Source organism: Xanthomonas hortorum pv. cynarae, from assembly GCF_002939985.1.
In the GTDB taxonomy this organism is placed as follows: Bacteria; Pseudomonadota; Gammaproteobacteria; order Xanthomonadales; family Xanthomonadaceae; genus Xanthomonas; species Xanthomonas hortorum_D.
This window is the reverse complement of record NZ_MDFM01000051.1, coordinates 1-23307: the sequence shown is the minus strand read 5'-3', so window position 1 is coordinate 23307 and position 23307 is coordinate 1. Positions and strand designations below refer to the sequence as shown.

At 65.0% G+C, this 23307-nt stretch carries 19 protein-coding genes; 9 read left to right on the top strand and 10 right to left on the bottom strand.

All coding sequences use genetic code 11. From position 1 onward, the window contains the following. Positions 1-222 precede the first annotated feature (222 nt). The 6 genes from XcyCFBP4188_RS21480 to XcyCFBP4188_RS21455 are packed head-to-tail and all read right to left on the bottom strand — an operon-like array spanning position 223 to position 6010. Positions 223-930 (bottom strand): fimbrial biogenesis chaperone, encoded by a 708-nt coding sequence (locus tag XcyCFBP4188_RS21480; RefSeq protein WP_104592824.1) that lies wholly within the window; start codon positions 928-930, stop codon positions 223-225. 2 nt (positions 931-932) lie between these two features. After that, complete coding sequence (locus XcyCFBP4188_RS21475; RefSeq protein WP_006450843.1) at positions 933-1259, bottom strand: hypothetical protein; 327 nt, start codon at positions 1257-1259, stop codon at positions 933-935. Between the two features lie 48 nt (positions 1260-1307). After that, complete coding sequence (locus tag XcyCFBP4188_RS21470) at positions 1308-2342, bottom strand: Csu type fimbrial protein (RefSeq protein ID WP_074057057.1); 1035 nt, start codon at positions 2340-2342, stop codon at positions 1308-1310. Beyond that, on the bottom strand, positions 2339-4690 hold the full coding sequence (locus tag XcyCFBP4188_RS21465) for a fimbria/pilus outer membrane usher protein (RefSeq protein WP_074057058.1): 2352 nt from the start codon (positions 4688-4690) through the stop codon (positions 2339-2341). The genes XcyCFBP4188_RS21470 and XcyCFBP4188_RS21465 overlap by 4 nt, the downstream gene beginning before the upstream one ends. Before the next feature lie 16 nt (positions 4691-4706). Further along, positions 4707-5477 (bottom strand): fimbrial biogenesis chaperone, encoded by a 771-nt coding sequence (locus XcyCFBP4188_RS21460; RefSeq protein WP_104592825.1) that lies wholly within the window; start codon positions 5475-5477, stop codon positions 4707-4709. Between the two features lie 8 nt (positions 5478-5485). Then, positions 5486-6010, bottom strand: coding sequence for a Csu type fimbrial protein (locus XcyCFBP4188_RS21455; RefSeq protein WP_043909063.1), 525 nt, complete (start codon positions 6008-6010; stop codon positions 5486-5488). A 318-nt stretch (positions 6011-6328) separates the two neighbouring features. Between XcyCFBP4188_RS21455 and map the strand changes: the two genes are divergently transcribed. The 8 genes from map (at position 6329) to asnB (ending at position 14902) form a co-directional block, all read left to right on the top strand. After that, entirely contained in the window at positions 6329-7105 is a 777-nt protein-coding gene (map, locus tag XcyCFBP4188_RS21450; protein WP_043909057.1) for a type I methionyl aminopeptidase, read from the top strand. After that, on the top strand, positions 7102-9711 hold the full coding sequence (locus XcyCFBP4188_RS21445; RefSeq protein ID WP_006450837.1) for a [protein-PII] uridylyltransferase: 2610 nt from the start codon (positions 7102-7104) through the stop codon (positions 9709-9711). Before map ends, XcyCFBP4188_RS21445 begins: the two co-directional genes overlap by 4 nt. A 16-nt stretch (positions 9712-9727) precedes the next feature. After that, positions 9728-10915, top strand: a complete 1188-nt coding sequence (gene dapD, locus XcyCFBP4188_RS21440) for a 2,3,4,5-tetrahydropyridine-2,6-dicarboxylate N-succinyltransferase (RefSeq protein ID WP_006450836.1) — start codon at positions 9728-9730, stop codon at positions 10913-10915. A gap of 14 nt (positions 10916-10929) precedes the next feature. Beyond that, entirely contained in the window at positions 10930-11382 is a 453-nt protein-coding gene (locus XcyCFBP4188_RS21435; RefSeq protein ID WP_228996889.1) for a hypothetical protein, read from the top strand. Position 11383: 1 nt separating this feature from the next. Continuing rightward, on the top strand, positions 11384-11740 hold the full coding sequence (locus XcyCFBP4188_RS21430) for an arsenate reductase (protein ID WP_006450834.1): 357 nt from the start codon (positions 11384-11386) through the stop codon (positions 11738-11740). Positions 11741-11784: 44 nt separating this feature from the next. Continuing rightward, positions 11785-12915, top strand: a complete 1131-nt coding sequence (dapE, locus tag XcyCFBP4188_RS21425; RefSeq protein WP_006450833.1) for a succinyl-diaminopimelate desuccinylase — start codon at positions 11785-11787, stop codon at positions 12913-12915. Next, complete coding sequence (locus tag XcyCFBP4188_RS22970; RefSeq protein WP_155767023.1) at positions 12915-13076, top strand: hypothetical protein; 162 nt, start codon at positions 12915-12917, stop codon at positions 13074-13076. The genes dapE and XcyCFBP4188_RS22970 overlap by 1 nt, the downstream gene beginning before the upstream one ends. A gap of 131 nt (positions 13077-13207) precedes the next feature. Further along, on the top strand, positions 13208-14902 hold the full coding sequence (gene asnB / locus XcyCFBP4188_RS21420) for an asparagine synthase B (protein ID WP_074057064.1): 1695 nt from the start codon (positions 13208-13210) through the stop codon (positions 14900-14902). A 57-nt stretch (positions 14903-14959) separates the two neighbouring features. Here the strand turns inward: asnB and hpaM are convergent, their stop codons facing one another. From hpaM to XcyCFBP4188_RS21405, 3 genes are all read right to left on the bottom strand, one after another. Continuing rightward, on the bottom strand, positions 14960-16009 hold the full coding sequence (gene hpaM, locus XcyCFBP4188_RS21415) for a type III secretion-associated outer membrane-bound protein HpaM (protein WP_104592823.1): 1050 nt from the start codon (positions 16007-16009) through the stop codon (positions 14960-14962). A 243-nt stretch (positions 16010-16252) separates the two neighbouring features. After that, entirely contained in the window at positions 16253-18394 is a 2142-nt protein-coding gene (locus XcyCFBP4188_RS21410) for a TonB-dependent siderophore receptor (RefSeq protein WP_104592822.1), read from the bottom strand. A gap of 457 nt (positions 18395-18851) precedes the next feature. Further along, positions 18852-21260, bottom strand: a complete 2409-nt coding sequence (locus tag XcyCFBP4188_RS21405) for a penicillin acylase family protein (RefSeq protein ID WP_104592821.1) — start codon at positions 21258-21260, stop codon at positions 18852-18854. Between the two features lie 145 nt (positions 21261-21405). On the opposite strand from XcyCFBP4188_RS21405, the gene bfr reads away from it, so the two are divergent. Beyond that, positions 21406-21891, top strand: coding sequence for a bacterioferritin (bfr, locus tag XcyCFBP4188_RS21400; RefSeq protein WP_043889738.1), 486 nt, complete (start codon positions 21406-21408; stop codon positions 21889-21891). A gap of 281 nt (positions 21892-22172) precedes the next feature. On the opposite strand, the gene XcyCFBP4188_RS21395 is transcribed toward bfr, so the two are convergent. Beyond that, positions 22173-22829 carry a thiopurine S-methyltransferase gene (locus tag XcyCFBP4188_RS21395; RefSeq protein ID WP_104592820.1) on the bottom strand — a complete coding sequence of 219 codons (657 nt, stop codon included), beginning with the start codon at positions 22827-22829 and terminating at the stop codon, positions 22173-22175. Positions 22830-23307 lie beyond the last annotated feature (478 nt).

Below are 23307 nucleotides of genomic sequence, written 5' to 3'. Positions count from 1 at the left end.
AAACTGCCAGAATCCGAACAGATAAGGCTCTTACGCGGCATCCATGCCGCGTAAGGTCCCGCGACGGTGGGCGGGCAAGGACCAGTGGAGATGGCTGGTGTGCATGGTTGCGAGCAGTGAATGCGACGCGGCGGTCAGATGCGGTGCGGCCTGATCAGCTCAGTTCGATCCAAACAATTGAGCGGTTTCGTCAGCCACTCTAATGCTGCCCCGATTCCCGATTCACGGCTCAAGCGTCAGCGTGGTCTCGATGTCGCTGTTGATGCGCGCCACGAAGCGGCCGCTGCCGGTGGGCAGGTTGGCCGGCAGTGCCCATTGGCGGGTTTGGCCTGGCAACACGTAACCGGCCAGATCATCGCGGATGCTGCGGCGGGTGCCGCCGGCATCGATGTAGGCCAGATCGGCCAGCCGTGCATGGCTGAGTCCGGCGTTGTGCACGCTCAGTGCGCGTCCGCCGCCGTGGCCGGACAGGGTGGTCCGCAGCACCGGATTTGGCGCGGCGGGCTGGCTGGGCAGTGCGAACACCGGGGTGGAATAACGCAGCAACTCGGTTTCGTCGCCGGTGGCGTGTTGGGTCACCACCAGTCGATAGCTGTCTTCGGTCTGCACCGGGCTGGGGCCGAGCCGGATCACACGCAACAGCTGGCGCCCTTGCGACGGGATCTCGAAATGATTCGGGCTGACCGTGGCGCCGGTGGCGGGTTCAAGTACTTCGCGCTCGCCATCCTGCCGCCAGCGGTAGAGTTTGGCTTCGGCGCGCCATGGAAGCGCGGCCTGGTTGTAGAGCCAGACCGTTGCCTGATCGCTGTCGGCCGGGATATGCGCAGTGGTCGGTGCGATGGCGATCTCGGCAGCGCCGGCGCCGCCGTCGATTGCGACGCAGGCCAGCGCAACTGCGATCCAGCAATGAAGGGAGCGTCGCGTGGCCATGGTCAGAACGCGATCGTGGTGATGCGTGCGGCGGTGGTCGGCGCCGGGCCTGCCAATGCGCTGGCGTCCTGGCCGGTGCTTGCGATGGCCGGTGTTTCGGCGGCACGGGCCGGCTGGGCGATCGCCATCGGCGTGCCCCTGGAACAACTGGCGCGCGGGGGCGTGGTGCGCAGCTCGCAACCGCTGAGCAGGCGCAGGCCGATGTGCAGGGTGGAATTTTCCGGGCCGCGGCTGGCCGCAGCATTGGCCACAGACGCGCTGCAGAACAGGGCAAGCAGCATCAGGCGCTTCAGGAGAGTGACCGGCATCATGAAGGCAATCGTTTGCATTGGAGACGTAACAAATAGCGACGCCCCGGATGCGAACTTGATTAACTGTCAATAAGTGATGGAGACGGTCACCGTGTCGTTGTAGTCGCCTGCGATGGGCAGTTGCGGTGCGGGCGCGCGGCCGTAAACGGTCACCGTCTGGGCCACTCCGTTGCCGGTGCCGCTGAGCGTATCGACGCCGATGCTGGTCCCCCAGCGGCTGCCGCGGCCGACGTCTCTGTAGAGCTCATAGGCGATGTAATTGGCGCTGCTGGAATGCCGCATGCGTCGGAGACTGCCCGTGGCGTTGATGCCGTCGCCCAGCCCGATGTTCCAGGCGGTGCGGTTGGTGCAGGTCAGGCTGATGGTGGAGCTGCGGTCGATGGCGGTGCTGATGGTGCCGGCAATGCTGCCGAAATCCAGATCGGTGGTCACATAGGTATTGCAGCGTGCCGGTACGTTGGCCGAGGCGGTGAACGGGAAGGCGTTGCTGGCGGTCTTGGCGCCGCTGCCGCCGGCCATGCAACTGCCCGGAAGCGATGGGATGCCGATGATGCTTTCGTTGTAGGCATAGCGCAGCACGGTGTCGGCGCCGCCGAAACTGCTGGTGTGGTTGCCGACCGACAGGATCTGGTTGGCTGGAATGCGTCCGTACAGCGTGATGGTGGCCGTCTGCGAGCCACCGGTGATCAAGGGGACGCCGTACGACAGCGTCAAGGTGCGCGGCGAGGGCGTTGTGGATCCGGTGGCGCCCCAGATCTGGGTGCGTGTTGCGTCGCTGTAGACCTGGAAGTCCAGGCTGTCGCTGGTGGAGTTGAGCATGCGGCGCGGTGCATACAGCCCGCTGCTGGCGCTGCCTGGCCCCAGGTCCAGGCAAAGGCTCACTTGTGCGTAGCCCAGGACGCTGAGCGCGGCGGTTGCGCAGGAGACGTTGAGCGTTGCCACTGCATCGGTGGTGCCATTGGCTGCCACATTGCCGAACGCCAGCGGCGTGCCCAGCGTGACGGTACACGTGGTGTCGGCATGCGCGCGCTGGCTTGGTGTCAGCCATAACATTGCGATAGCCAGTGCAATCACCAGGCGCCAGAGGCCGTGTAGGTTCATGGCGTTTTCTGCTCGGTGACGCATTGCAGTGGTCCCACCCGCGGAATGCCGCTCGGGTTGGCCGGATAGCTGAACTGCGCGCTGCAGCGGCCCTGCGGCAAGTCGACCAGCAGGCGGTTGTCGCTCTGCAGATTGTCCAGATAGGTTTCGCCGTCGTAGCCGACCACGACGCGCTCGGCATCGCCCTCGCGCTGCACCACGCTGCCCACCGGAAGCGGGGCGCCTTGTGCGTCGTGCAGCACGATGATCGCCGCACGCACGCGGGTGATGCCGAAGCGCACCGCGACGCCGGATTGCTGGCGCGGCGTCACTGCGGTATCGACGCGGTCCACGCGCAGATCTGCCGGCAGGTTCAAGGTGTCGATCGACAACTGGTTGCGCTGCCACGATTGCAGCGGGGTGACCAGCAGCGTGCCGCGCGCATCGGTGACGCCGATCAGCCGATTTTCCAGCCGCACCGGAATGCCGGCCTGGCCGTCGGTGGACACCACCGCAAAGGCGTCCTGGATATCGCGTGCGGCAAAGCCGCGCCCGTTCATCCACACCAGGCTGCCGCTGGCGCTGGCATAGCCGAAGTTGTCGCCATCCTGATTGGCTGCGCCGAGGTTGTAGCGGCCGACCCGGTTCAACCAGCCAAGTTCGGCCAGCCCGCCGCTGGCATCGTCGCCGGCACGCCCCTGCAGGCGCCAGCCGATGCCGCCCAGGTCGCCGTCGCCCGGCAACGGCTGGCTGACATCAGCCACAAATCCGGTGCGGTTGCCGTTGCGCTGCATCGAGGCGCTGGCCTGACGCAGCTCGCCGAAGGTGGTCGATAGCGACAGATACAGGCTGCGATCGCTGCGCACGTCCAGATTCTGATTGCCGGACAGATTGGCGGCCCAGTTGCGCCCGAAACTGCGCGACCAGAACACGCTGGCATAGCGCGAGGTGTCGCCTTGCGGGTAGCTCAGCCGCACGTAGCTGGTGCCGAGCGAGCCGATCGGAGCGACGTTGACGCCGAACACCGCGCGGTCGCTGATGCGTGCCGGCAACGCGCCCTGCAGCGCGCCCAGGTCGCGGTAGTCGCCGTGGGTGCGCTGGGTGCCGAGATTGAAGTTGAAACGACGGTTGTTCCAGGCATAGCCCAGCACGTACTGGCCGCCGCGCAGGTCGTCCATCTGGCTGTGCGCATAGGCGAGATTGAACACCCCGCCCACGCCGAGCAGCCAGATCCCGCCGGCCCCGGCGTTGACCACGCCGCCGCCGGCTTCGGCATGCGCCTCGATGGTGAAATCGTCGCGCAGGCCCTTGCGCAGCGTGGCGCTGGCAACCGTGCGCGCATCGTAGGAAAACGAGCGCACGCCGTAGTCCTGGCGCAGGTGGCCGATCCCGGCCGACCATTCGGAAATGCCGCGCGCCAGCAGTTGCGGGGTGCCGTAGAACGCGAAGTCCAGCCGGCGCACGCGGCCGAACGCATCGGTCACCACTATCTGCGCCTGGCCGGTGCCGCTGATGCCCGGTTGTGCGGCCAGCTGAAACGGCCCGGCCGGCACCTGGCCGCTGTATTGGCGCAGGCCATCGACATACAGCTCGATGGTCGAAGGCACCGCCGCTTCGCCCAGAAAACTCGGCGTCGGCGTCAACACGCGATAGGGCTGCAAGGCGTAATTGCGGCCGATCTGCACGCCGCCCAGGCGGATCGAGCGGCTCCAGTCGACAAAGCCGCTGTAGAAGTCGCCGACCGTCAGGCTGGTGGCTGTATCCGGGAAATCCATCTGCCAGGCGCTGTCCAGGCGCACCGCTTCGCTGCGCCAGCGCTGGTCCTGCGGGCGGTCGTAGGCCAGGAACACGGCGGTGGTGTCGACCATGCCGCGGCCGATGCCGAAGCCGCGCAGTTCGGTCGCCAACGACACGCTGCTGGCCCCGGCATTGCGCGTGGCATAGACGTCGTAATTGAGCAGCATGCCCGGGGAGGCGGTGGCGCTGGGCGGGGCGACTTCTTCGGCTTTCAACACCGTGGTGGAGAGCGACAGCTGCGCCAGCGGCACCTGCAGCGCCAGCCGCTGCAGCGCGGCGTCGTAGCGCACTTCCACATCGGGCAGGCGATCCAGATCGACCAGCTCGCCGGCGCTGCGCTCGGCCAGGATGAAACCGAGTTTGCGCAGCGTTTCGACCGACCCACGCAGGTGGCCGTCCACCAGTTCGAACGGCGCCAGGCCGCGGTCGGCCTGATTCAGGGTGACATCCAGATACAGCGTCTGCGGCAGTGCGCTGGCGCTTTGCGGGGTTTGATCGGGCAGCGCGGCAACGTCGGCCAGATCGACAGCCGCGGCGCTTCCCAGGCAGGTGGCGGTCGCGAGCAGCGTCATCGCCAGCCGGGCCGTGTCACGGCGCTGTCGGCGTTGCCAACAGGGTGCGTTCGTCCGCCTCACCATTGATCCTTGCGATGATGGTGACGCGTGCGAACTGCGCCAGCGGTGCACCCAGCGACCAGCGCATGGTCTGGCCGGGCAGCACATAGCCCACCAGTCCGTTCAATGTGGTCTTGGTTGCGCCATCGACCCGATGCTGCAGGTCGGCGACCTGGGCATGCCCATTGCCGGTGTTGCTGATCTGGATCTGCGCATTGCCGTCGCTGCCGGCAACCACTTGCGTGCTCAAGGTCGGCGTGGGCTCGGCTTTTCCAGGCGGCAGCACGAAGATCGGCACCGAGTAGCGCAGCACGAACTGCATGCCCTTGCGGTCGGCATCGGCATTAGGCAATTCGTCGACGATGATGCGGTAGCAGACTTCCTGGCTGGTCGGCGCAGGCCCGGCGCGGATCACCCGGATCAGCTGGCGCTCGCCGGCGGCCAGGGTGCGCATCGGTGGGCTGATCAGCAGTTCCTGGGTCGGGTCGAGCTGGTCCTGCCCGTCGCGCTGGGTCCAGCGATAGGCGCGGGTCTGCACCTGCACCGGCACGCCGCCGCTGTTGCTCAGCCACAGCCCGTCGGCGGACTGTTCTGCGCTCAGCGTCAGCGAGGTCGGTGCCAATTGCAGGCTGGCCGCGCGCGCCGATAACAGCGGCCAGGCGCTGCTCAGTGCGAGCGTCAAGACCAGTCCGGTCGTGACCAGCCACGCCGGCATGCGAGACGAGAGGCGGTGGTGCAAGGGCATGCGCGCGCTCAATAGACGATCGTGGCGGTGATCGTGTCCTGGTACGCACCGGTCGCCGGATTGTTGGCGGACGGGTTGGTCACACGGCCGTAGACCGGATAGACCTGGTTGATGCCGGTGGCGGTACGACTCAGCGTATTGGTGCCGCTGGTGCTGCCCCACACCGTGCTGCGTCCCAGATCCTGGTACAGCTGGTAGGCGATGAAGTTGTTGGTGGTGACCAGCGCATCGGTGTTCTTCATGCGGCGGGTGGTGACGTCGTTGGCGGTGCCGGCATTGCTGCCTGCGCTCAAGGCGATGTTGTACGGCGTCAACGCGGTGCACTGCGCGGTCACGCTGCCGTTGGCGTCGGCATTGGCGGTCGAGGTGGACAACACCGAGCCGAAGTCGACGTCCGTCGCAGACGCCGCCGTGATGGTGCAGGCCTTGGTGACGGCGATCTTGACGTTGAATGTGGTGGTATCGGCTGCTGTGGCAACGCCAATGGTCGAGAGCAGGCCGAGGGACAGCAGGACAGGACGGACAGTGCGCATGGACATTTCCTTGACCGGTCTGGTCATTGGTGACGCGACGACGTGTCGCCCTTCCTCCAATGCATTAGCTGTGCCAAACGATAACGCCGAATTCACGCGCTATCTAGCTGTTTAATCTGGTTCTTTTCGCAAAATTGGGATGTCCTGCGGATGACTCCGTTAATGGAGACTTTGACGCTCCTCGAACTCCGTCACACATGAATGCGCGGTGACGCCAGTTTTCTGCTGCACCGTCCGCTTCTGCCGTAATGGCGTGTTTTGCAAAAATCGGCTGCGCGGGTCGTTCAGATTCAGCCCGAATCGGCGATAATCCGGACCATGAGCGTCAATCTAAAAACCAAAGAAGAAATCGAACTGATGCGCGTCGCCGGCCGCTTGGCCGCCGAGGTGCTCGACATCGTGGCCCCGCACGTGCAACCGGGCGTGACCACTGCCGAGCTGGACCGCATCTGCCACGACCACATCGTCAACGTGCAGGGCACCATTCCTGCCAATGTCGGTTATCGCGGCTTCCCCAAGAGCGTGTGCACCTCGGTCAATAACGTGATCTGTCACGGCATCCCGAGCGCGGCCAAAGTCCTGAAGGACGGCGACATCGTCAATATCGATGTCACCGTCATCAAGGACGGCTGGCACGGCGACACCAGCCGCATGTATTACGTCGGCACGCCGTCGGTGATGGCCAAGCGCCTGGTCGATACCACCTACGAAGCGATGTGGCGCGGCATCCGCGCGGTCAAGCCGGGTGCGACGCTGGGCGATGTCGGCCATGCGATCCAGAAATTCGCCGAAGCCGAGCGCTTCAGCGTGGTGCGCGATTACTGCGGCCACGGCATCGGCAAGGTCTATCACGACGAGCCGCAGGTGATGCATTACGGCCGTCCCGGCGAAGGCCTGGTGCTCAAGCCCGGCATGACCTTCACCATCGAGCCGATGATCAACGAAGGCACCTACCACCATAAGACGCTGCCCGATGGCTGGACCGTGGTCACCAAGGACCGCAAGTTGTCCGCGCAGTGGGAACACATGGTCGCGGTGACCGAAGACGGCGTGGATGTGCTGACGCTGTCGCCGAACGCGCCCGCCCCGGTATGACGGCCACGCCGGCGGATCGACCCGACCCGGGTGTCGCCGGCGATGCCGAGTGGGCCGCGCAGGCCCGTCCGCTGCTGGTGCATGCGGACATGCGGTTGTGCAAGCGCTTCGATCAAGGCGAACCGATCGAACGCCTGGTGGCCTTGCGCGCACGCGCGGTCGACCAATTGATGCGCAATGCCTGGACGCGCTGCATCCCGGCCGATGCCGGGTTGTCGCTGCATGCGGTTGGCGGCTACGGGCGCGGCGAACTGTTTCCGCGTTCGGACGTGGATGTGCTGGTGCTGGGCGAAAGCGCGGTGCAGCAACAGCATGAGCAGGCCCTGGCGCGCTTGTTCGCGTTGCTGTGGGATGTGGGCCTGCCGATCAGTCATGCGGTGCGCTCCGCCGCGCAATGCACCGCCGCTGCAGCCGACCAGACCGTGCTGACCGCATTGATCGAATCGCGCCCGCTGGTTGCAGGGAGCGAGGCGCGCGCGGCACTGGCCGCAGCGATCGCCCCGCAACGGGTGTGGCCGGCGCGCGAATTCTTCCAGGCCAAGCGCGAAGAATTATTGGCGCGCCATCAGCGCTTCGGCGACACCGCCGACAATCTGGAACCGGACATCAAGGACGGCCCTGGCGGCTTGCGCGATCTGCAGACGCTGGGCTGGATGGCGCTGCGCGCCTTCGGCGTCAAGGATCTGGAAGCGCTGGTCGGGCTCGGCCATGTCGGCTTCGACGAGGCTGCGGCGCTGCGGCGCGAGCGCGAAGAACTGGCGCGGCTGCGGTTCGGTTTGCACATCGTCGCCAACCGGCCGGAAGAACGCTTGCGCTTCGACTATCAAAAGACCCTGGCGCAGCGGCTGGGGTTTGCCGACGACCCGGAAAGCCTGGGCGTGGAAAAGATGATGCAGCGCTTCTATCGCAGCGCTGCATTGATCCGCCGCATCAGCGACCGGTTGTTGCAGCGCTTCGAAGAACAATTCGACGGCGAAGCGGTGCCGGAACCGCTCGGTGGCGGCTTCAGCCTGCGCCGCGGCTATCTGGCGGCCGATGCGGATGATTGGCCGGCGGGCGATGTGCTGCAGGTGTTCGCCTTGTTTGCGCAGTGGGCGGCGCATCGCGAGGTGCGCGGCCTGCATTCGCTGACCGCGCGCGCGCTGGCCGAGGTGCTGCGCGAGCTGCCGGCTCACGACGTGGCCGACGCCACCGCGCGCGACCGCTTCATGGGGCTGCTGCGCGGTCCGCGGGCGATGGAAACGCTCAATCGCATGGCGCGCCTGGGCGTGTTGGGCCAGTGGATTCCCGCATTCGCCAGCGTGTCCGGGCGCATGCAGTTCGACCTGTTTCATGTCTACACGGTGGACCAGCACACGCTGATGGTGCTGCGCAATATCGCGCTGTTTGCGGCCGGTCGCGCCGACGAGCGTTTTTCGATCACGCATGAAGTCTGGCCGCGCTTGCGCAAGCCGGAATTGTTGCTGCTGGCCGGTCTGTTTCACGACATCGCCAAGGGCCGTGGCGGCGACCATTCCGAGCTGGGTGCGGTGGATGCGCGCGCGTTCTGCCAGGCGCATCGGCTCAGCGAAGGCGATACCGCCTTGGTGGCCTGGCTGGTGGAGCAGCATCTGCGCATGTCGGTGACCGCGCAGAAGCAGGACATCTCCGACCCGGAGGTGATCCATCGTTTCGCCACGCTGGTGGGCACGCGCGAACGGCTGGATTATCTGTATCTGCTGACCTGCGCCGACATCGCCGGCACCAGCCCCAAATTGTGGAATGCCTGGAAGGACCGGCTGCTGGCCGATCTGTATTTCGCTGCGCGCCGCGCGCTGCGCGAAGGTCTGGAACATCCGCCGCCGCGCGAAGAACGCCTGCGCGAAGCGCGCGAGTCCGCGCGTGCGCTGATGCAGGCGCAAGGCCATGACGATGCCACCATCGATCGTCAGTTCGCCGGCATGCCGGACGAGAATTTCCTGCGTTTCCGTCCCGAGCAACTGGCCTGGCAGGCGGTTTCGCTGATCGAAGTGCAGATCGGCCAGACCACGGTCAAGGCGCGTCGCGCAGTGCCGGACAACGACGCACTGGAAGTGTTCGTGTACTCGCGCGACCGTGACGGGTTGTTCTCGGCGATCGTCTCCACGCTGGATCGCAAGGGTTACGGCATTCACCGCGCCCGCGTGCTGGATGCACCCAACGATGCCATCTTCGACGTGTTCGAAGTGCTGCCGCAGGACAGCTCTGCCGATGGCGATCCGCAGCGTCTGGCTGCGGCCTTGCGGCAGGTGCTGGCCGGCGACCTGCAGAAGGTGCGGCCCTCGCGGCGTGCGGTGCCGCGCCAGCTGCGGCATTTCCGCTTTGCGCCGCGTGTGGAATTCAGCGAAAGCGCTGGCGGCCGCCGCACCCGCATCAGCCTGGTCGCACCCGATCGCCCCGGCTTGCTGGCCGACGTGGCCAACGTGCTGCGCCTGCAACACCTGCGCGTGCACGACGCGCGCATCGCCACGTTTGGCGAGCGCGCCGAAGACCAGTTCCAGATCACCGACGAGCACGACCGCCCGTTGTCCGAATCCGCCCGGCAGGCGCTGCGCGATGCGCTGTGCGCCTGTCTCGATCCCACCTAGCACCTCCGGAGACCCCATGGCTACCAAGAAGACTGCGCGCAAGCAGAGCGCGACCACGACCAGCGCAGCGCCTGCGCGCGCGACCGCAAAGAGCGGCAAGGCGAGTGACAACAAGTCGGTCGGCAAGCCGGTAAATAAGGCAGTCAGCAAGCCAGGCAAGCTGCCTGTTGCGCGCAAGGCCACCGCTGTCGCAGCTGCCGACACCAAGGCTGCTGCCAAGAAGAGCGTTGCAAAGAAAGTCGCCGCCAGCGCACCGCGCGTGGCCAGGCAGCCGACCAGCGTGGTGTCTGCGCCGGCGGCCAAAAAGGCTGCCGCTGCGAAGAAACTGCCGATCGCCGAAAAGGCCGTGCACAGCGTTGCCGCGCAGGTGGGCACTGACGAACTCAAATTCGGTATCGAGAGTGCATTCGAGCGCCGCGCCAGCTTGACCATCGACGAAATCGACGGCTCCACCCGCGCCATCGTCACCCGCGTCATCGACGGATTGGAGAGCGGCGAGTTCCGCGTCGCCGAGCCGGACGGGCAGGGCGGCTGGACCGTCAACGAGTGGCTGAAGAAGGCCGTGCTGCTGTATTTCCGTGTCAACGAGATGGCGGTGATCGAGGCGCAGCCGGCGCCGTTCTGGGACAAGGTGGAATCGCGTTTTGCCGGCTTCAACGAGGCCGAGTTCCGCAAGGCCGGTGTGCGCGTGGTGCCGGGTGCGGTGGCGCGTCGCGGCAGCTATTTCGGCAAGGACGTGGTGCTGATGCCGAGCTTCACCAATATCGGCGCGTACGTCGGCGAAGGCAGCATGGTCGACACCTGGGCCACGGTGGGTTCGTGCGCGCAGATCGGCAAGCACTGCCATCTGTCCGGCGGCGCCGGCATCGGCGGCGTGCTGGAACCGCTGCAGGCCAGCCCGACCATCATCGAAGATCATTGCTTCATCGGCGCGCGTTCGGAAGTGGTGGAAGGCGTGGTGGTGGGCCATCACAGCGTGATCGGCATGGGCGTGTTCATCGGCCAGAGCACGCGCATCTACAACCGTGCCACCGGCGAAATCTCGTATGGCTATGTGCCGCCGTATAGCGTGGTGGTGTCCGGGCAGCTGCCGTCCAAGGATGGCTCGCACTCGCTGTATTGCGCGGTGATCGTCAAGCAGGTGGATGCCAAGACGCGCAGCAAGACCAGCGTCAATGAGCTGCTGCGTGGCCTTGCCGATTGAGCGCGCAACCGAACGTGCACCAGGACATCCTCTCCAGGGCTGCATCGCGCTGGGTGAGGTGGGGCATCCCGGCATTCTGGCTGGGCTGGGGCGTGCTCTACACGGTCGGTGTGCTGACCCGCGATCCTAGGGTCACGACCGGCGGGCCGTGGCATTGGATCGTGCCGGCGCTGGTAGTGGTGATGGCCCTGCGTTGGCTGCGGCAACCGGCGCGCTGGGCGCAGGTGTACGACGCCGGCGATGCCTTGTTGGTCGAGCACCAGGGACGGCGGCAGCGCATCGACCTGCGTGACCTGCGCGCGGTCGAGCCGGCCTGGCTGATTCCGCCGGTGCGCCTGGCACTGCAGGTGCAGGCCGGCGACGCACCAGTGATCTTCCTGCCTGCCCGCGGCCGGTCGGCCGAACTGCTTGCCACCGACCTGATGGCGCGCGCCGATGCGCGCCGCGTAACTACAGGAGCTGCATGACATGACCACGCTATACGGACTCAAAAACTGCGACACCTGCAAAAAAGCCACCAAGTGGCTGGACCGCTTCGATGTCGCCTACACCTTCGTCGATTACCGCGATCACAAGCCCGAGCCGGAGACGCTGGTGGCGTGGGCCGAGCAGGCCGGCGGATTCGATGCACTGATCAACAAGTCGTCGACCACCTGGCGGCAACTGCCGGACAACCGCAAGGCTGCAGCCAGCGCAGCCGAATGGAAACTGCTGCTACGCGAGTATCCGCAACTGATCCGCCGGCCGGTGGTCATCACCGATGACGGTCAGCTCAGCCAGGGATTTTCGGACAACGGTTTCAAGCAGCGCTTCGGCGTTGCGTGAGCCGGTGCTGCCGCAGCTCCCCACTTCTCCAGTGATACCCGATCATGTCCGACATTGTTGACCTCACCTGTGAACTGATCTCCCGCCCGTCGGTGACGCCGGACGATGCCGGCTGCCAGGAACTGATCGCGCAGCGGCTGGCGCGCGCCGGCTTTGCTATCGAACACCTGCGCCTGGGCGCGGTGGACAATCTATGGGCCACGCACGGCAGCGGTGCGCCGGTGCTGGTGCTGCTCGGGCATACCGATGTGGTGCCGCCGGGGCCGCGCGAGGCGTGGACCAGCGATCCGTTCGACCCGCAGATTCGCGATGGAGTGCTGTACGGGCGCGGCGCCGCCGACATGAAGAGTGGAGTGGCCGCCTTCGTGGTCGCCGCCGAACAGTTCGTTGCCGCGCATCCGCAGCACACCGGCACGCTGGCGCTGCTGCTGACCTCCGACGAAGAAGGCAATGCCATCGATGGCGTGCGGCGGGTGGCCGAGCTGTTCCGCGAACGTGGGCAGGCGATCGATTGGTGCATCACCGGCGAGCCGTCGTCCACCGAGCGGTTGGGCGATCTGCTGCGCGTCGGTCGCCGCGGCAGCCTGTCCGGCACGCTGACGGTGAAAGGCGTGCAGGGCCATGTGGCGTATCCGCACAAGGCGCGCAATCCGATCCATCTGGCAGCGCCGGCCTTGGCCGAGCTGGTCGCACGACGCTGGGACGAGGGCTTCGAAAGTTTTCCGCCGACCAGCCTGCAGATCTCCAACATCCATGCCGGCACCGGCGCCAACAACGTGATTCCGGGCGAGCTGCAGGTGGCCTTCAATCTGCGTTACACCCCGCATTGGGATGCACCGCGATTGGAAGCGGAGATCGCTGCAGTGCTGGATCGCCACGCGCTGGAGTACTCGCTGCGTTGGCATCGCAGCGGCGAGCCGTTCTACACTCCCGAAGGGCGCCTGCGCAGCGTCGCGCGCGAGGTATTGGGGCAGTTTGCCGGCGCACCGCCGGAAGAAAGCACTGGCGGCGGCACCTCCGATGCGCGCTTCATCGCGCCTCTAGGTGCGCAATGCATCGAGGTCGGCCCGGTCAACGCCAGCATCCACCAGGTCGACGAGCATGTGCGCGTGGCCGATCTGGACGCCTTGCCGACCCTCTATCGCACATTGATCGAGCGGCTACTGGTCGAATGATGTCCCGTCTGCCGCCGTCGTTGCCGCTGAAACAGTTGCGCCATCGAAAACGAACCGTTAGCGTCGGCTGCATGGTCCTTCGCCTCGCCAACCTCAATAACGCCAACCGCAACAATCTGCGCGCGAATAATCGTGCGCGGCCGATGCGGATCTGCGACTAGGCGAAGTACAGCAAACGCCCAGGAATCAGAAAACCCGCATCGGCCGATGCGGGTTTTTTTATGGGTGTCATTTCGTGCAGCACGCTCTTCCACCGGCCGCCAACCCCCGCAGTTTTTTCAGGAGTGTTTCCATGTGTTCCATCTTCGGTATTTTCGGCCTGCAACCCGGTGACGATCTGCAGGCATTGCGCCGGCAGGCACTGGAATGTTCGCAACGGCAGCGCCATCGCGGTCCCGACTGGAGCGGCGTGTATGTCGATACCGGCGCGATCCTGGTGCACGAGCGGCTGGCCATCGTCGACCCGGCCGGTGGTTCGCAGCCGTTGCTGTCCGAAGATGGGCAGCTCGCCCTCGCGGTGAACGGTGAGATCTACAACCATCGCGAGCTCAAGCAGGAGCTGACGCAGCCATACGTGTTCCAGACCGGCTCCGATTGCGAGGTGATCAACGCGCTGTATCGCGAAGACGCGCCGGCCTCGTATCTCAACCGCCTCAACGGCATCTTTGCGTTCGCGCTATGGGACAAGGCGGCAGGCCGAGTGATCATCGCGCGCGACCCGATCGGTGTGGTGCCGCTGTACTGGGGCCATGATCGCGAAGGCCGCTTGCGGGTGGCCTCCGAACTGAAATCGCTGGTCGACGATTGTGCCGATGCCGCGCAGTTCCCGCCCGGCCATTGGTACGACAGCGCCACCGGCGCATTGAGCCGCTACTACGAGCGCGCCTGGCGCGAATACGCCGAAGTGCAAGGCGTGCAGGTGCAGTTGCAGGAATTGCGCGAGGCCTTCGAGCGCGCGGTGCATCGTCAGTTGATGACCGACGTGCCGTACGGCGTGCTGTTGTCTGGCGGCTTGGATTCGTCGCTGGTCGCCGCCGTTGCCGCGCGCTACGCACGTCATCGCATCGAAGAGAACGACACCACCGAAGCCTGGTGGCCGCGCCTGCATTCGTTCGCGATCGGTTTGAAAGGCTCGCCGGATCTGGCCGCCGCCGAAGTCGCCGCCGCCGCGCTGGGCACCGTGCATCACGGCTTCGAATACACCTTCGAAGAAGGCCTGGATGCATTGCCCGAAGTCATCCGCCACATCGAAACCTACGACGTCACCACCATTCGCGCATCCACCCCGATGTTTCTGCTGGCGCGGCGGATCAAGGCGATGGGCGTCAAGATGGTGCTCTCCGGCGAAGGCAGCGACGAAATCTTCGGCGGCTATCTGTATTTCCACAAGGCACCGAATGCGCGCGAATTCCACGAGGAACTGGTGCGCAAGCTCGACGCGCTCAACAACTTCGATTGCCTGCGCGCCAACAAGTCGATGATGGCCTGGGGCGTGGAGCCGCGCGTGCCGTTCCTGGATCGCGAGTTCCTGGATGTGGCGATGCGCATGGATGCCAGTTTCAAGATGATCGACAAGACCAGCGGCGGCGCCATGCGCATGGAAAAGGGCGTGTTGCGCGAAGCCTTCGCCGGCTATTTGCCCGAGTCGATTCTGTGGCGACAGAAAGAGCAGTTCAGCGATGGCGTGGGCTATGGCTGGATCGATGGACTCAAGGCGCATGCTGAGGCGCATGTGAGCGATCGCGAGTTGGCCGCGGCCGACAAGCGCTATCCGGTCAATCCGCCGCAGACCAAGGAAGCGTATTTCTATCGCACGCTGTTTGCGCAGTTCTTCCCCAGCCAGGCGGCTGCGGAGACGGTGCCGGGCGGCAAGTCGATCGCGTGTTCGTCGCCGACCGCGATTGCCTGGGATGCAAGTTTTGCTGCGATGGCCGACCCGTCCGGCCGTGCGATTGCCGGCGTGCACGAACAGGCGTTGGCTTCGTAACGTCGCGACAACTGCAGTGGCCGGCATGCGCTCACGCACTGCCGGCCACTGTTGCGATCACTCGTGGCGCACGCAATAGCCGTAGCGCTGCGGCTCGATATCCACACCGGCCACATCGGCCTGGTTGTTGCGCCACAGGTTCGGCTTGAAGTCGCCCGCAGTGCAGTTGGCGGCGCGGTCCACGCCGATGGTGTAGGTGAACGGATTGCTGGCAAAGCGGTTGTTCTCGAACACGTTGTCCTGGCTCATGCTGTTGTCCCAGCACAGGATTTCCGGGGTGCGGTAGCGAATGGCGCAAGCCAGAAAAATGCCGGCGACCTTGTTTCCTTCGAACTGATTGTTGCTGAAGCGGTTGCGCCGCGCATCCGACAGATAGATGCCCTGGCTGCCATTGCGCTCGAAGCGGTTGTTGCGGATTTCGCTGTCTTCCAGGTGCTCGGTGGTCAGGCCTGCCGCCACGTTGTCGTGGATGTAGTTGTTGACCATGGTGACCTTGGCGGTGCGGTTGAACGACACGCCATCCCAGATCGCACCGGAGACGTCGTTGTTTTCGATGGTGATCTCGCGCGTGTCGTACTCGCTCAGCAGGCAGGCGCTGCGGCACTTGTTGACCTGCAGGCCGGCAAGCCTGATGCCCTGGCCGGAACGCACCACCACCGCGCTATTGCTCAGGTACGGGCGCTCGGGCATGAATTCCTTGTCGCCGGTGCTGGCGACGATCTGCATGTCTTCGATGCTGACGTTGCGGATCACACCGATCGGCTGCTGATTTTCGTAATCGCCCACCACCAGCGCTGGCTGCTGCACGCCATCAGCCATGCGCAGCACGGTGGTCGGTCCCTTGCCGCGCAGGGTGAGATTGCCGCGGTGGATCGAGACCAGGCCGTTGAGCGGAAATTCGCCTTTTTCCAGACACAACACCGCAGGCGTATCGCTTTGCGGGAGCTTGTCGATGGCTTTTTGCAGATCCTGGCCGGGGCGCGCTTTGGCGGTGCAGGCGGCGACAGTCGCGTCCGGCGGGCCGGATTTGGCCGGTGGCGCTGCCGAGCAGGCAGTGGCAACGAGCAGAGGTAACAAGGCAGAAACGGAGCGGGCAAGCTGAGGCATGCGGATTCCGGTCAGTGGGGGGAGGGGAGCGATGATGTGGAGATGAACTCCACATCGCGACGGCCTCTAGTGTGTCCCACCGGACGTTAAGGTCTGGCTGATTCCGGCATGCGCGATTCTGCGCAGGTTCATTGCATTGCTGTGGTCGAGGCCGCAACGGCGTGTGCGGCACGCCGGAGTGGCTGACGAACGTCACAGTTGAGCGCAGCGATCAAGAGCTGAGCACGCGCGTGGTTGCCACGCTTAAAAACTGTAAGCCAGCTGCGCATAGATGCGACGCGGTTCGCCAGGAAAATGCCCGGTGCGTTCGGTGAAACCGCTCACTGCATAGACCTTGTCGAACAGGTTCTTGACGTTGACCTGCAGCTTCCACGCATCCCACTGCGTCTGCCAACTGATGTCGAAGATCGCATACGGTTTGACGCGCTGGCCTTCCAGGCTGACCCGCTCGCCCACGTAATCGGCACCAAAGGCGATTGCCGATTTCCAGGCCGGCAGGTCGTAGCGCGTCCACAGGCCGAAGGTGTTGCGGGGTGCATTGGCAAAACGGTCGCCGGAGGCATTGGTGATGCCGTTGGTGCCTGCATCGAGCACGCGTGCATCGTTGTAGGCGTAGGTCAGATTGAGCACCCAACGCTCGGTGAGGTCGGCCAGCAGATCCACTTCCAGGCCTTCGCTGCGGACCAGGCCGAGGGCGGAGAGCTGATTGACGCCATCGACGATGCTGCCATTGGCTTGCACGATATTGCTGCGTTCGATGCGGTAGAGCGCAGTATTGAGCGTGAGCCCGCCATCGTTGAGCGCGGTTTTCAGACCGACTTCCCATTGGGTGCTGCGCTCCGGATCGAACGGCCCGCCGACGCTGCTGTCCTGATTTGCCGCATCCTGCGGCAGAAAACCGCTGGCATAACTTGCGTAGGCATTGACGCCATCGCGCAACACGAAGGTGCTGCCCACGCGCCAACTGAGATCGTTGCCGGTGACGCGTGAGCCATCCAGCAGGTTGTCGTCCTTGAAGCCGTCCCAGCGCAGCCCGGCCATCGCATACCAGCGCGGCGTCAGTGTGAGTTCGTCCTGCAGATAGGCGCCATAACGCTGGCTGCGGGTGCTGGTGGCGCGCCAGGGCAGGCTGTCCAGACCATAGTCGTAAAAGCCGCTGCGCCCGTACACCGGGTTGAGCAGATCGATGCCCGGCACCGGTCCGCGCGTGCGGCCGGTGTCGGCGGTATTTGCGGTTTGCGCGCGGAAATCCGCATCCAGCCGGTAGTAGTCCGCGCCCATCAGCAGCTTGTGTTCGATCGCGCCGATGCTGGTGCGGAAGATCGCGTTGACGTTGCTGGAGATCGCATCGTTGTCGCGGAACTGATTGCGCAACTGCCGCGTCATCCACTCGGCGGTGCCGTCGCCATCGCGGTCGATCAAGCCCATCGGCTCGTGATAGATCTGATGCTCGTCGTTCTTGAACCAGCGCAGCGCCATGTCCACGTCCCACGCATCCGACGGCGCAAAGCGATACTGCGCGAAGGCCACCTTGGCGCGCATGTCGAGAAAGTCGGTGGACTCGTTGTGGTTCCAGCGACGATTGGTCAGAAAGTTGCCGTTGTCGTCCACCGGTACGCCGCGCAAGCGATTGCCGCCCAGGTTCTGGGTGATGTCGGTGTACTGCAGGGTGAGCTCGCCGGTCTGGCCAATGTCGAACGCCACCGACGCATCGCCGATCTGGCTCTGGCTATCGGTGTTCCAGCGAAAACCATCTTCGCCATCGGCATAGGCACCGATGCGGTAGCGGATGCGCCCATCGTCGCGTGCCGGGCCGGTGGCTTCGAACGAGGCCGCACCGAAGGATTGATTACCCACCTGCAGCTCCACCCGACGCGCGGTCTGATGGCCGGGCTTGCGGGTGACGTAGTTGATGACGCCACCGGGTTCACCACCGCCATACAACGCACCGGCCGGGCCTTTGAGTACTTCCACGCGTTCGATGTTGAACAGCTGCGGCACCGAGAAGCCGGCATACGGATCGCCGCGCAATCCGTCGTACAACACGTTTTCCTGGCGGAATCCGCGCAAGGTGACGCCCGCATAGCTGAAGAAACTGATGCCGCTGATGCTGCGATACAGGTCGGTGATCTGCCGCGCCGCCTGGTCGTCGATCAGCTCGCGCGGCAGCACCTGCACCGATTGCGGCACCAGCGCCAGCGGCGTATCGGTGCGTGTGGCCACTGCGGCGTCTTCGGACTTGTAGAGCGTTTGCGCACGGCCGATGACATCGACGCCATCCAGCTCGGTGACGGTTGCTGAGGTGCTGGTGTGCTGAGCGAAAGCGGATGGCGAGTGTAGGGCGAGCGCAGCGGTAAGCGCGGTGACAAGGAGCGTGGGGCGCATTGGTCACTAATGGGAATGGTTATCAAATGCATCTTAGCATGATGTGCTCGCTTCGCTGCGTGCACCGCTAGAGGTGGCCGGGTGTAGGTGTTGAGCCAGGCGTAGGTTTTGAGAGGTGCAGGGTGGAGGTTTGCAGACGTGCAGATTCGTAGAACGCAGAACTTCAGACATGTGGACACTCAGACGCACAGCGCATCCCTTCTCCCGCCGGGAGAAGGTGCCCGAAGGGCGGATGAGGGTACGGGCGCAGCCTCGTGCTCGCCCACGCCATAGCGCCGTTGACTCGAATGGATAGAGGCGCGCCGCGTGCAATCCAGCATTGCTTGATGCCCGTACCCTCACCCCAACCCCTCTCCCGCAGGAGAGGGGCTAACGCAGCTCACCCAAGCGTTTTGCTTTCGTCGAAACCCGTATCCACCGTCGAAACCCGTGTCGACAGACGAGACAGCGGCCACGCCTAATTCGGCTGCAATCGCAGCGTGTAACGCGTAGCCGTCGGCAGAAACGGGGTCGGCCGGCCATGCACCCAATCGTCATGCCCCGCGCCCCAGAACGGCGACAACGGATGTCCGCTCTGGCCGCCGGGCATATGCACGATGCCGTCGCGTTCGTGGCCTGGCGAGACCACCATGCGTTCGGAGGCGCCGAAGGCCGGGCCTTGCACGCGCGGCATGTCGCGATCGCCGGGCAGTTGATCGGGCGGCATGCACAGCCAGCGCTTGGCGAGGGCAGGCAAGGCGCGCGCGATCGGGTGGCAGATCGCGGCGGTATTGCGCTCACCCCAGGTGCGCTCGCTCAGGGGGCCGTCCTGCGCAGCTAAATCCGTCTGCGCACTGCGTGCAGCATCGGCAAGCAACTGATCCCAACTGGTGTACGTGGGCGGCAACAAATGTGCAGGGCGCTGCTGCAGCAACGGCCAGACGATGCCTTCCAACTGCGCGCGACGCGGCGGCAGGAAGTCATCGCCAAGCGCAGCGTTTGCCGGTGCCAGCAGTCCGGCTTCCACCGCATCGATGGTCATGCTGCGAAAACCGCGCACGATGCGATAGCTCACCGAGCCGGTGGACGCATGCCCGTCCCACTGCCGCGTGGCGACTTCGATCTGTTGCAGCGCCGGGTCCTTGCTGTGTTCGACCACGCTGCGCAACAACTGCCACCACCGCGTGAGCAGCACGGCGCGATCGTCGAGCTGGATGGCAAGCAGATCCAGTTCGTTGAAACGCTGTTTGGCGAACAGATCGTCGCGGATCTGCTGCGCGCGCGCGCCCAGGTCGTAGCCGGCATTGCCGAGTGTCGCCAGCTGTTGCGCATCGACGATGCGGCTGTTGGCAGTCCAGAGCCGGTGCGTGGGTGGGTCGATCAAGGCGGGTGCATCGTCGCTGCGCACGGGCCATGGCACGCAGCCGGTCGGCGCAGGTTCGGAAGCGACCGCGCCGGCAGTCGAAGGCAATGCCTCGTTCGACTCCTGCGCCGAGGTTGCAAGTTCGGCAATACCGCTAGGGCTGCACCCCGCATTGCGTACCGGGCGCGCGCCGATCAGCCGCCAGGCGATGCGCCCGCTGCGATCGGCCAGTACGAGATTTTGCGCGGGAATGCCCGAGCGATCCGCCACCGCGAAGGCCGCCTGCAGATCCGCCGCACTGCTCATCTGCGCGAAATCCAGGCGGATTGCGCCGGGAAGCTGCGCAGCCCAGCGCAGTGCAAGCAAACTGCCGTCGGCATTCTCGTGCAGGATCGGGCCCCAGACCGCCTCGCGGACAGGAAAACTTACCGGTGCAGCGCCTGCCACACGAATCGTTTCGACATGGGTGGTGAGCGCTTGCGGATGCCCGCGCGTGGCTGGCGCAATCCGCGCGAAATCCGACGTGTCGATATAGCTGTTGGTGAACGCCCAGGCCACGTGCCCATTGCTGCCGACCACCACCGCCGGCAGGCCGGGCAGGGTGAAGCCGGTGACATCCACCTTGCCCTCGGGCGCGCTGGTATCCGGATACCGCAAGCGCGCGCGGAACCAGATGTTGGGCGCACGCAGGCCCAGGTGCATGTCGTCGGCGACGATGGCGCGGCCGTCGCGGGTGAGGCTGCCGTCTACGGCGAAGTTGTTGCTGCCCGGGGTCGGTTGTTCGGCGCGTGGTGCTGCGGCTGGATGCGGCAAACGCCGCAGATCCAGCGTCGCCGCATCCGGAAGTACCGCATCGCCCAGTGCCGGCCCGAACAGCGGTGCATCCCAACTGGAGCCCTGATGATCGAGCAGCGCCGCCAGTGCGGGCGGTACCACTGCGCGGATGCGTGCGATGGCCAGTTCGGTCTGGTTGTCGTTGTCCTGCAGGTCGGCGTACATCGCCATGCCGGTGAGGATCGAATCGTCCAGCGTCCACGCGCGCGGTGTCTGCCGCAACAGCAGGTACGGCCATGGGCGCACACGCAAGGCCGCCAGCCCGGCATTCACGCCGTCGGTATAGGCCTGCAATGCTGCGCGCTGGCTGCCTGCAGCAATGTCCAGGCTGGCATGCACGCGTGCACGCAACCGATGCACGCGATTGCGTTTGTCCAGGTCCAGCGCCGCGGGGCCAAACAGCTCGGAGAGTTCGCCGGCCGGCGCGCGGCGCATCAGATCCATCTCGAAATAGCGCTCCTGCGCGTGCACATAGCCGAGCGCACGCATGGCATCGACCTGGCTGGCCGCATCGATGGTGACCACGCCCAATCGGTCGCGCTGCACGCTGACCGGTGCCGCCAGGCCGTGCAGTGCGCTATTGCCGTCCAGCTGCGGCAGGCTGCCACGCATCAACAGATAGACGGCCAACACGGCCGCCACGACCAACACCACGATTGCCAGCAGCAGCCGGCCCAGCCATTTGCGCATTGTCGATTCCTTGAGCTCGGTCAAAGTGTGGCGCGCCGTCATGACGGTGGCGGGTCTGGTGGCAACGCAACTGAAAGTGATTCCGATTAGATCATTGCCCGGCGGCTTAGGGCACCATGCGCGCATTGCGTCGCTGGAGCACACCATGAAAGGCCATCCCGAAGTCGTCGATTACCTCAAGCAGCTGCTGCGCGGCGAGCTGGCGGCACGCGACCAGTATTTCCTGCATTCGCGCCGTTACGAAGATCAGGGCCTGATGGCGCTGTACGAGCGCATCAATCACGAGATGCAGGAAGAGACCGAGCACGCCGACGCGCTGCTGCGGCGCATCCTGTTCCTGGAAGGCGACCCGGACATGCGGCCGTCGGAGTTTGCGCCCGGCAAGACCGTGGTGGAGATGCTCGAGCGCGATCTGGTGGTGGAATATGAAGTACGCGCCGCGCTCGCCGCCGGCATGAAGCTGTGCGAAGAGCACGGCGATTACGTCAGCCGCGACATGCTGCTCAAGCAGCTGCAGGACACAGAAGAAGATCATGCCTGGTGGCTGGAGCAGCAGCTGGGCCTGATCAAGCGCATTGGCCTGGAGTTGTACCAGACCTCGAAGATCGACAAGGGCCACGTGGCCGGCTGAGTCGGGCGACTGGGCGCTGCGCAGCCGAAGAGCTGGCGCAGCACAGGTTGGCAGTCGGCAGGTGCCCCGCTGTGCATCGCGATTGCTGCGCTGCCTGCGTCATCTACCGACCGTCTGCTGCGGTGTCTTGCTTGGCGCATTGCGCGCGTGTACAGAACCACCACGTGGTGCAACGCCACGCGGTCTCGATTGACTTGCGACTCGGGCATTGTGCGAAGCATGCAGCCGCCGACTGATGCAAAGGCGGCGTTCGGGCGCGATAGGGCGTTCGAACGCGATCGTCAGTTGCGTTGCAGGCGATACACCCCGGTCGACAGTGCGGTAACGCCATCGGCACGGAAGCGCGGCTCCTGATCGAGGATGTCGCGATGCTCCAGTTCCTGCACTTTCCACTGCGTGCCGAACAATGCGTGTACCTCGGCAGCATCCACCGAGAAGGGCGGCCCGGCTTTTTCGGCTTGCGGATAGTCCAGCGTGATCAGCAGACCGCGACACTCTGCAGGCAGACATGCATAAACGGTTTCCAGATAGCGCCGGCGCAACGCCGTAGGCAAGGCGACCAGTGCAGCGCGGTCATAGACAGCGCTGCAATCGGCCAGCACGCTTGCGTCCAGTGCAAAGGCATCGCCGCTGATGATTTCGATCGGGCCGGCAATAAAGTGCTCGCCGGCGCTGCTGGTGTGTCGCTGCGGTTGCAGGCCTGCGTCATCGAAGAACTGCATGACGGCCAACGGCGAGACTTCCACAGCCAGCACGCGATGGCCTTGCGCGGCCAACCAATGCATATCCAGTGTCTTGCCGCACAACGGCACCAGCACGCGGGCAGCCTTCGGCAACTGCAACGCCGGCCAATGCTTTTGCAGCAGCGGCATCACCTCGTCCTGATGGAAGCCGGTCTGACCATCCCGCCACCGCTGCAGCCAGAAATCTGTATCCATGATGTTGTCTTGTTGTCGTTGACCAGTGAAGTGACGTCGGGGATGGCAGTGCCATTGCAGATCGAAAGGAGCCGATCAGAAACCAGCGCATCGGACAGCCGCGCGACGTGCACTGCTTGCACCATGCACACCGACCCTCTCGACTGGTCCTTGCCGGCTCACCGTCGCGGGACCTTACGCGGCATGGATGCCGCGTAAGAGCCTACATGGATGTACTTGCGGCGTGTCCCGCGATGGTGGGCCGGCAAGGACCCTGCAGCCAAGCCGCAGATCATCCGCTCTACAACCGACGCATCCGCACCGTTCGATGACCTCTCAAGGCGACGCAGAGCTTGAGCTTCAGCGTCGTTTGGATGTTCCAAGCCGAACTAATCGACGGCGCGACGACAGCATCGAACGCGCCGCCGCGCGCCGGATGAGTGAATCATCCTTACTGCACTTCCAGCCCATCCACTTTCTGCCGCGCCTCAGTCAAACC

Excerpts from the sequence above, each read along its gene's own strand:
- XcyCFBP4188_RS21480 (WP_104592824.1), bottom strand. The coding sequence starts at position 930 with ATGGCCACGCGACGCTCCCTTCATTGCTGGATCGCAGTTGCGCTGGCC.
- XcyCFBP4188_RS21475 (WP_006450843.1), bottom strand. The coding sequence starts at position 1,259 with ATGCAAACGATTGCCTTCATGATGCCGGTCACTCTCCTGAAGCGCCTG.
- XcyCFBP4188_RS21470 (WP_074057057.1), bottom strand. The coding sequence starts at position 2,342 with ATGAACCTACACGGCCTCTGGCGCCTGGTGATTGCACTGGCTATCGCA.
- XcyCFBP4188_RS21465 (WP_074057058.1), bottom strand. The coding sequence starts at position 4,690 with ATGACGCTGCTCGCGACCGCCACCTGCCTGGGAAGCGCCGCGGCTGTC.
- XcyCFBP4188_RS21460 (WP_104592825.1), bottom strand. The coding sequence starts at position 5,477 with ATGCCCTTGCACCACCGCCTCTCGTCTCGCATGCCGGCGTGGCTGGTC.
- XcyCFBP4188_RS21455 (WP_043909063.1), bottom strand. The coding sequence starts at position 6,010 with ATGCGCACTGTCCGTCCTGTCCTGCTGTCCCTCGGCCTGCTCTCGACC.
- map (WP_043909057.1), top strand. The coding sequence starts at position 6,329 with ATGAGCGTCAATCTAAAAACCAAAGAAGAAATCGAACTGATGCGCGTC.
- XcyCFBP4188_RS21445 (WP_006450837.1), top strand. The coding sequence starts at position 7,102 with ATGACGGCCACGCCGGCGGATCGACCCGACCCGGGTGTCGCCGGCGAT.
- dapD (WP_006450836.1), top strand. The coding sequence starts at position 9,728 with ATGGCTACCAAGAAGACTGCGCGCAAGCAGAGCGCGACCACGACCAGC.
- XcyCFBP4188_RS21430 (WP_006450834.1), top strand. The coding sequence starts at position 11,384 with ATGACCACGCTATACGGACTCAAAAACTGCGACACCTGCAAAAAAGCC.
- dapE (WP_006450833.1), top strand. The coding sequence starts at position 11,785 with ATGTCCGACATTGTTGACCTCACCTGTGAACTGATCTCCCGCCCGTCG.
- XcyCFBP4188_RS22970 (WP_155767023.1), top strand. The coding sequence starts at position 12,915 with ATGTCCCGTCTGCCGCCGTCGTTGCCGCTGAAACAGTTGCGCCATCGA.
- asnB (WP_074057064.1), top strand. The coding sequence starts at position 13,208 with ATGTGTTCCATCTTCGGTATTTTCGGCCTGCAACCCGGTGACGATCTG.
- hpaM (WP_104592823.1), bottom strand. The coding sequence starts at position 16,009 with ATGCCTCAGCTTGCCCGCTCCGTTTCTGCCTTGTTACCTCTGCTCGTT.
- XcyCFBP4188_RS21410 (WP_104592822.1), bottom strand. The coding sequence starts at position 18,394 with ATGCGCCCCACGCTCCTTGTCACCGCGCTTACCGCTGCGCTCGCCCTA.
- XcyCFBP4188_RS21405 (WP_104592821.1), bottom strand. The coding sequence starts at position 21,260 with ATGCGCAAATGGCTGGGCCGGCTGCTGCTGGCAATCGTGGTGTTGGTC.
- bfr (WP_043889738.1), top strand. The coding sequence starts at position 21,406 with ATGAAAGGCCATCCCGAAGTCGTCGATTACCTCAAGCAGCTGCTGCGC.
- XcyCFBP4188_RS21395 (WP_104592820.1), bottom strand. The coding sequence starts at position 22,829 with ATGGATACAGATTTCTGGCTGCAGCGGTGGCGGGATGGTCAGACCGGC.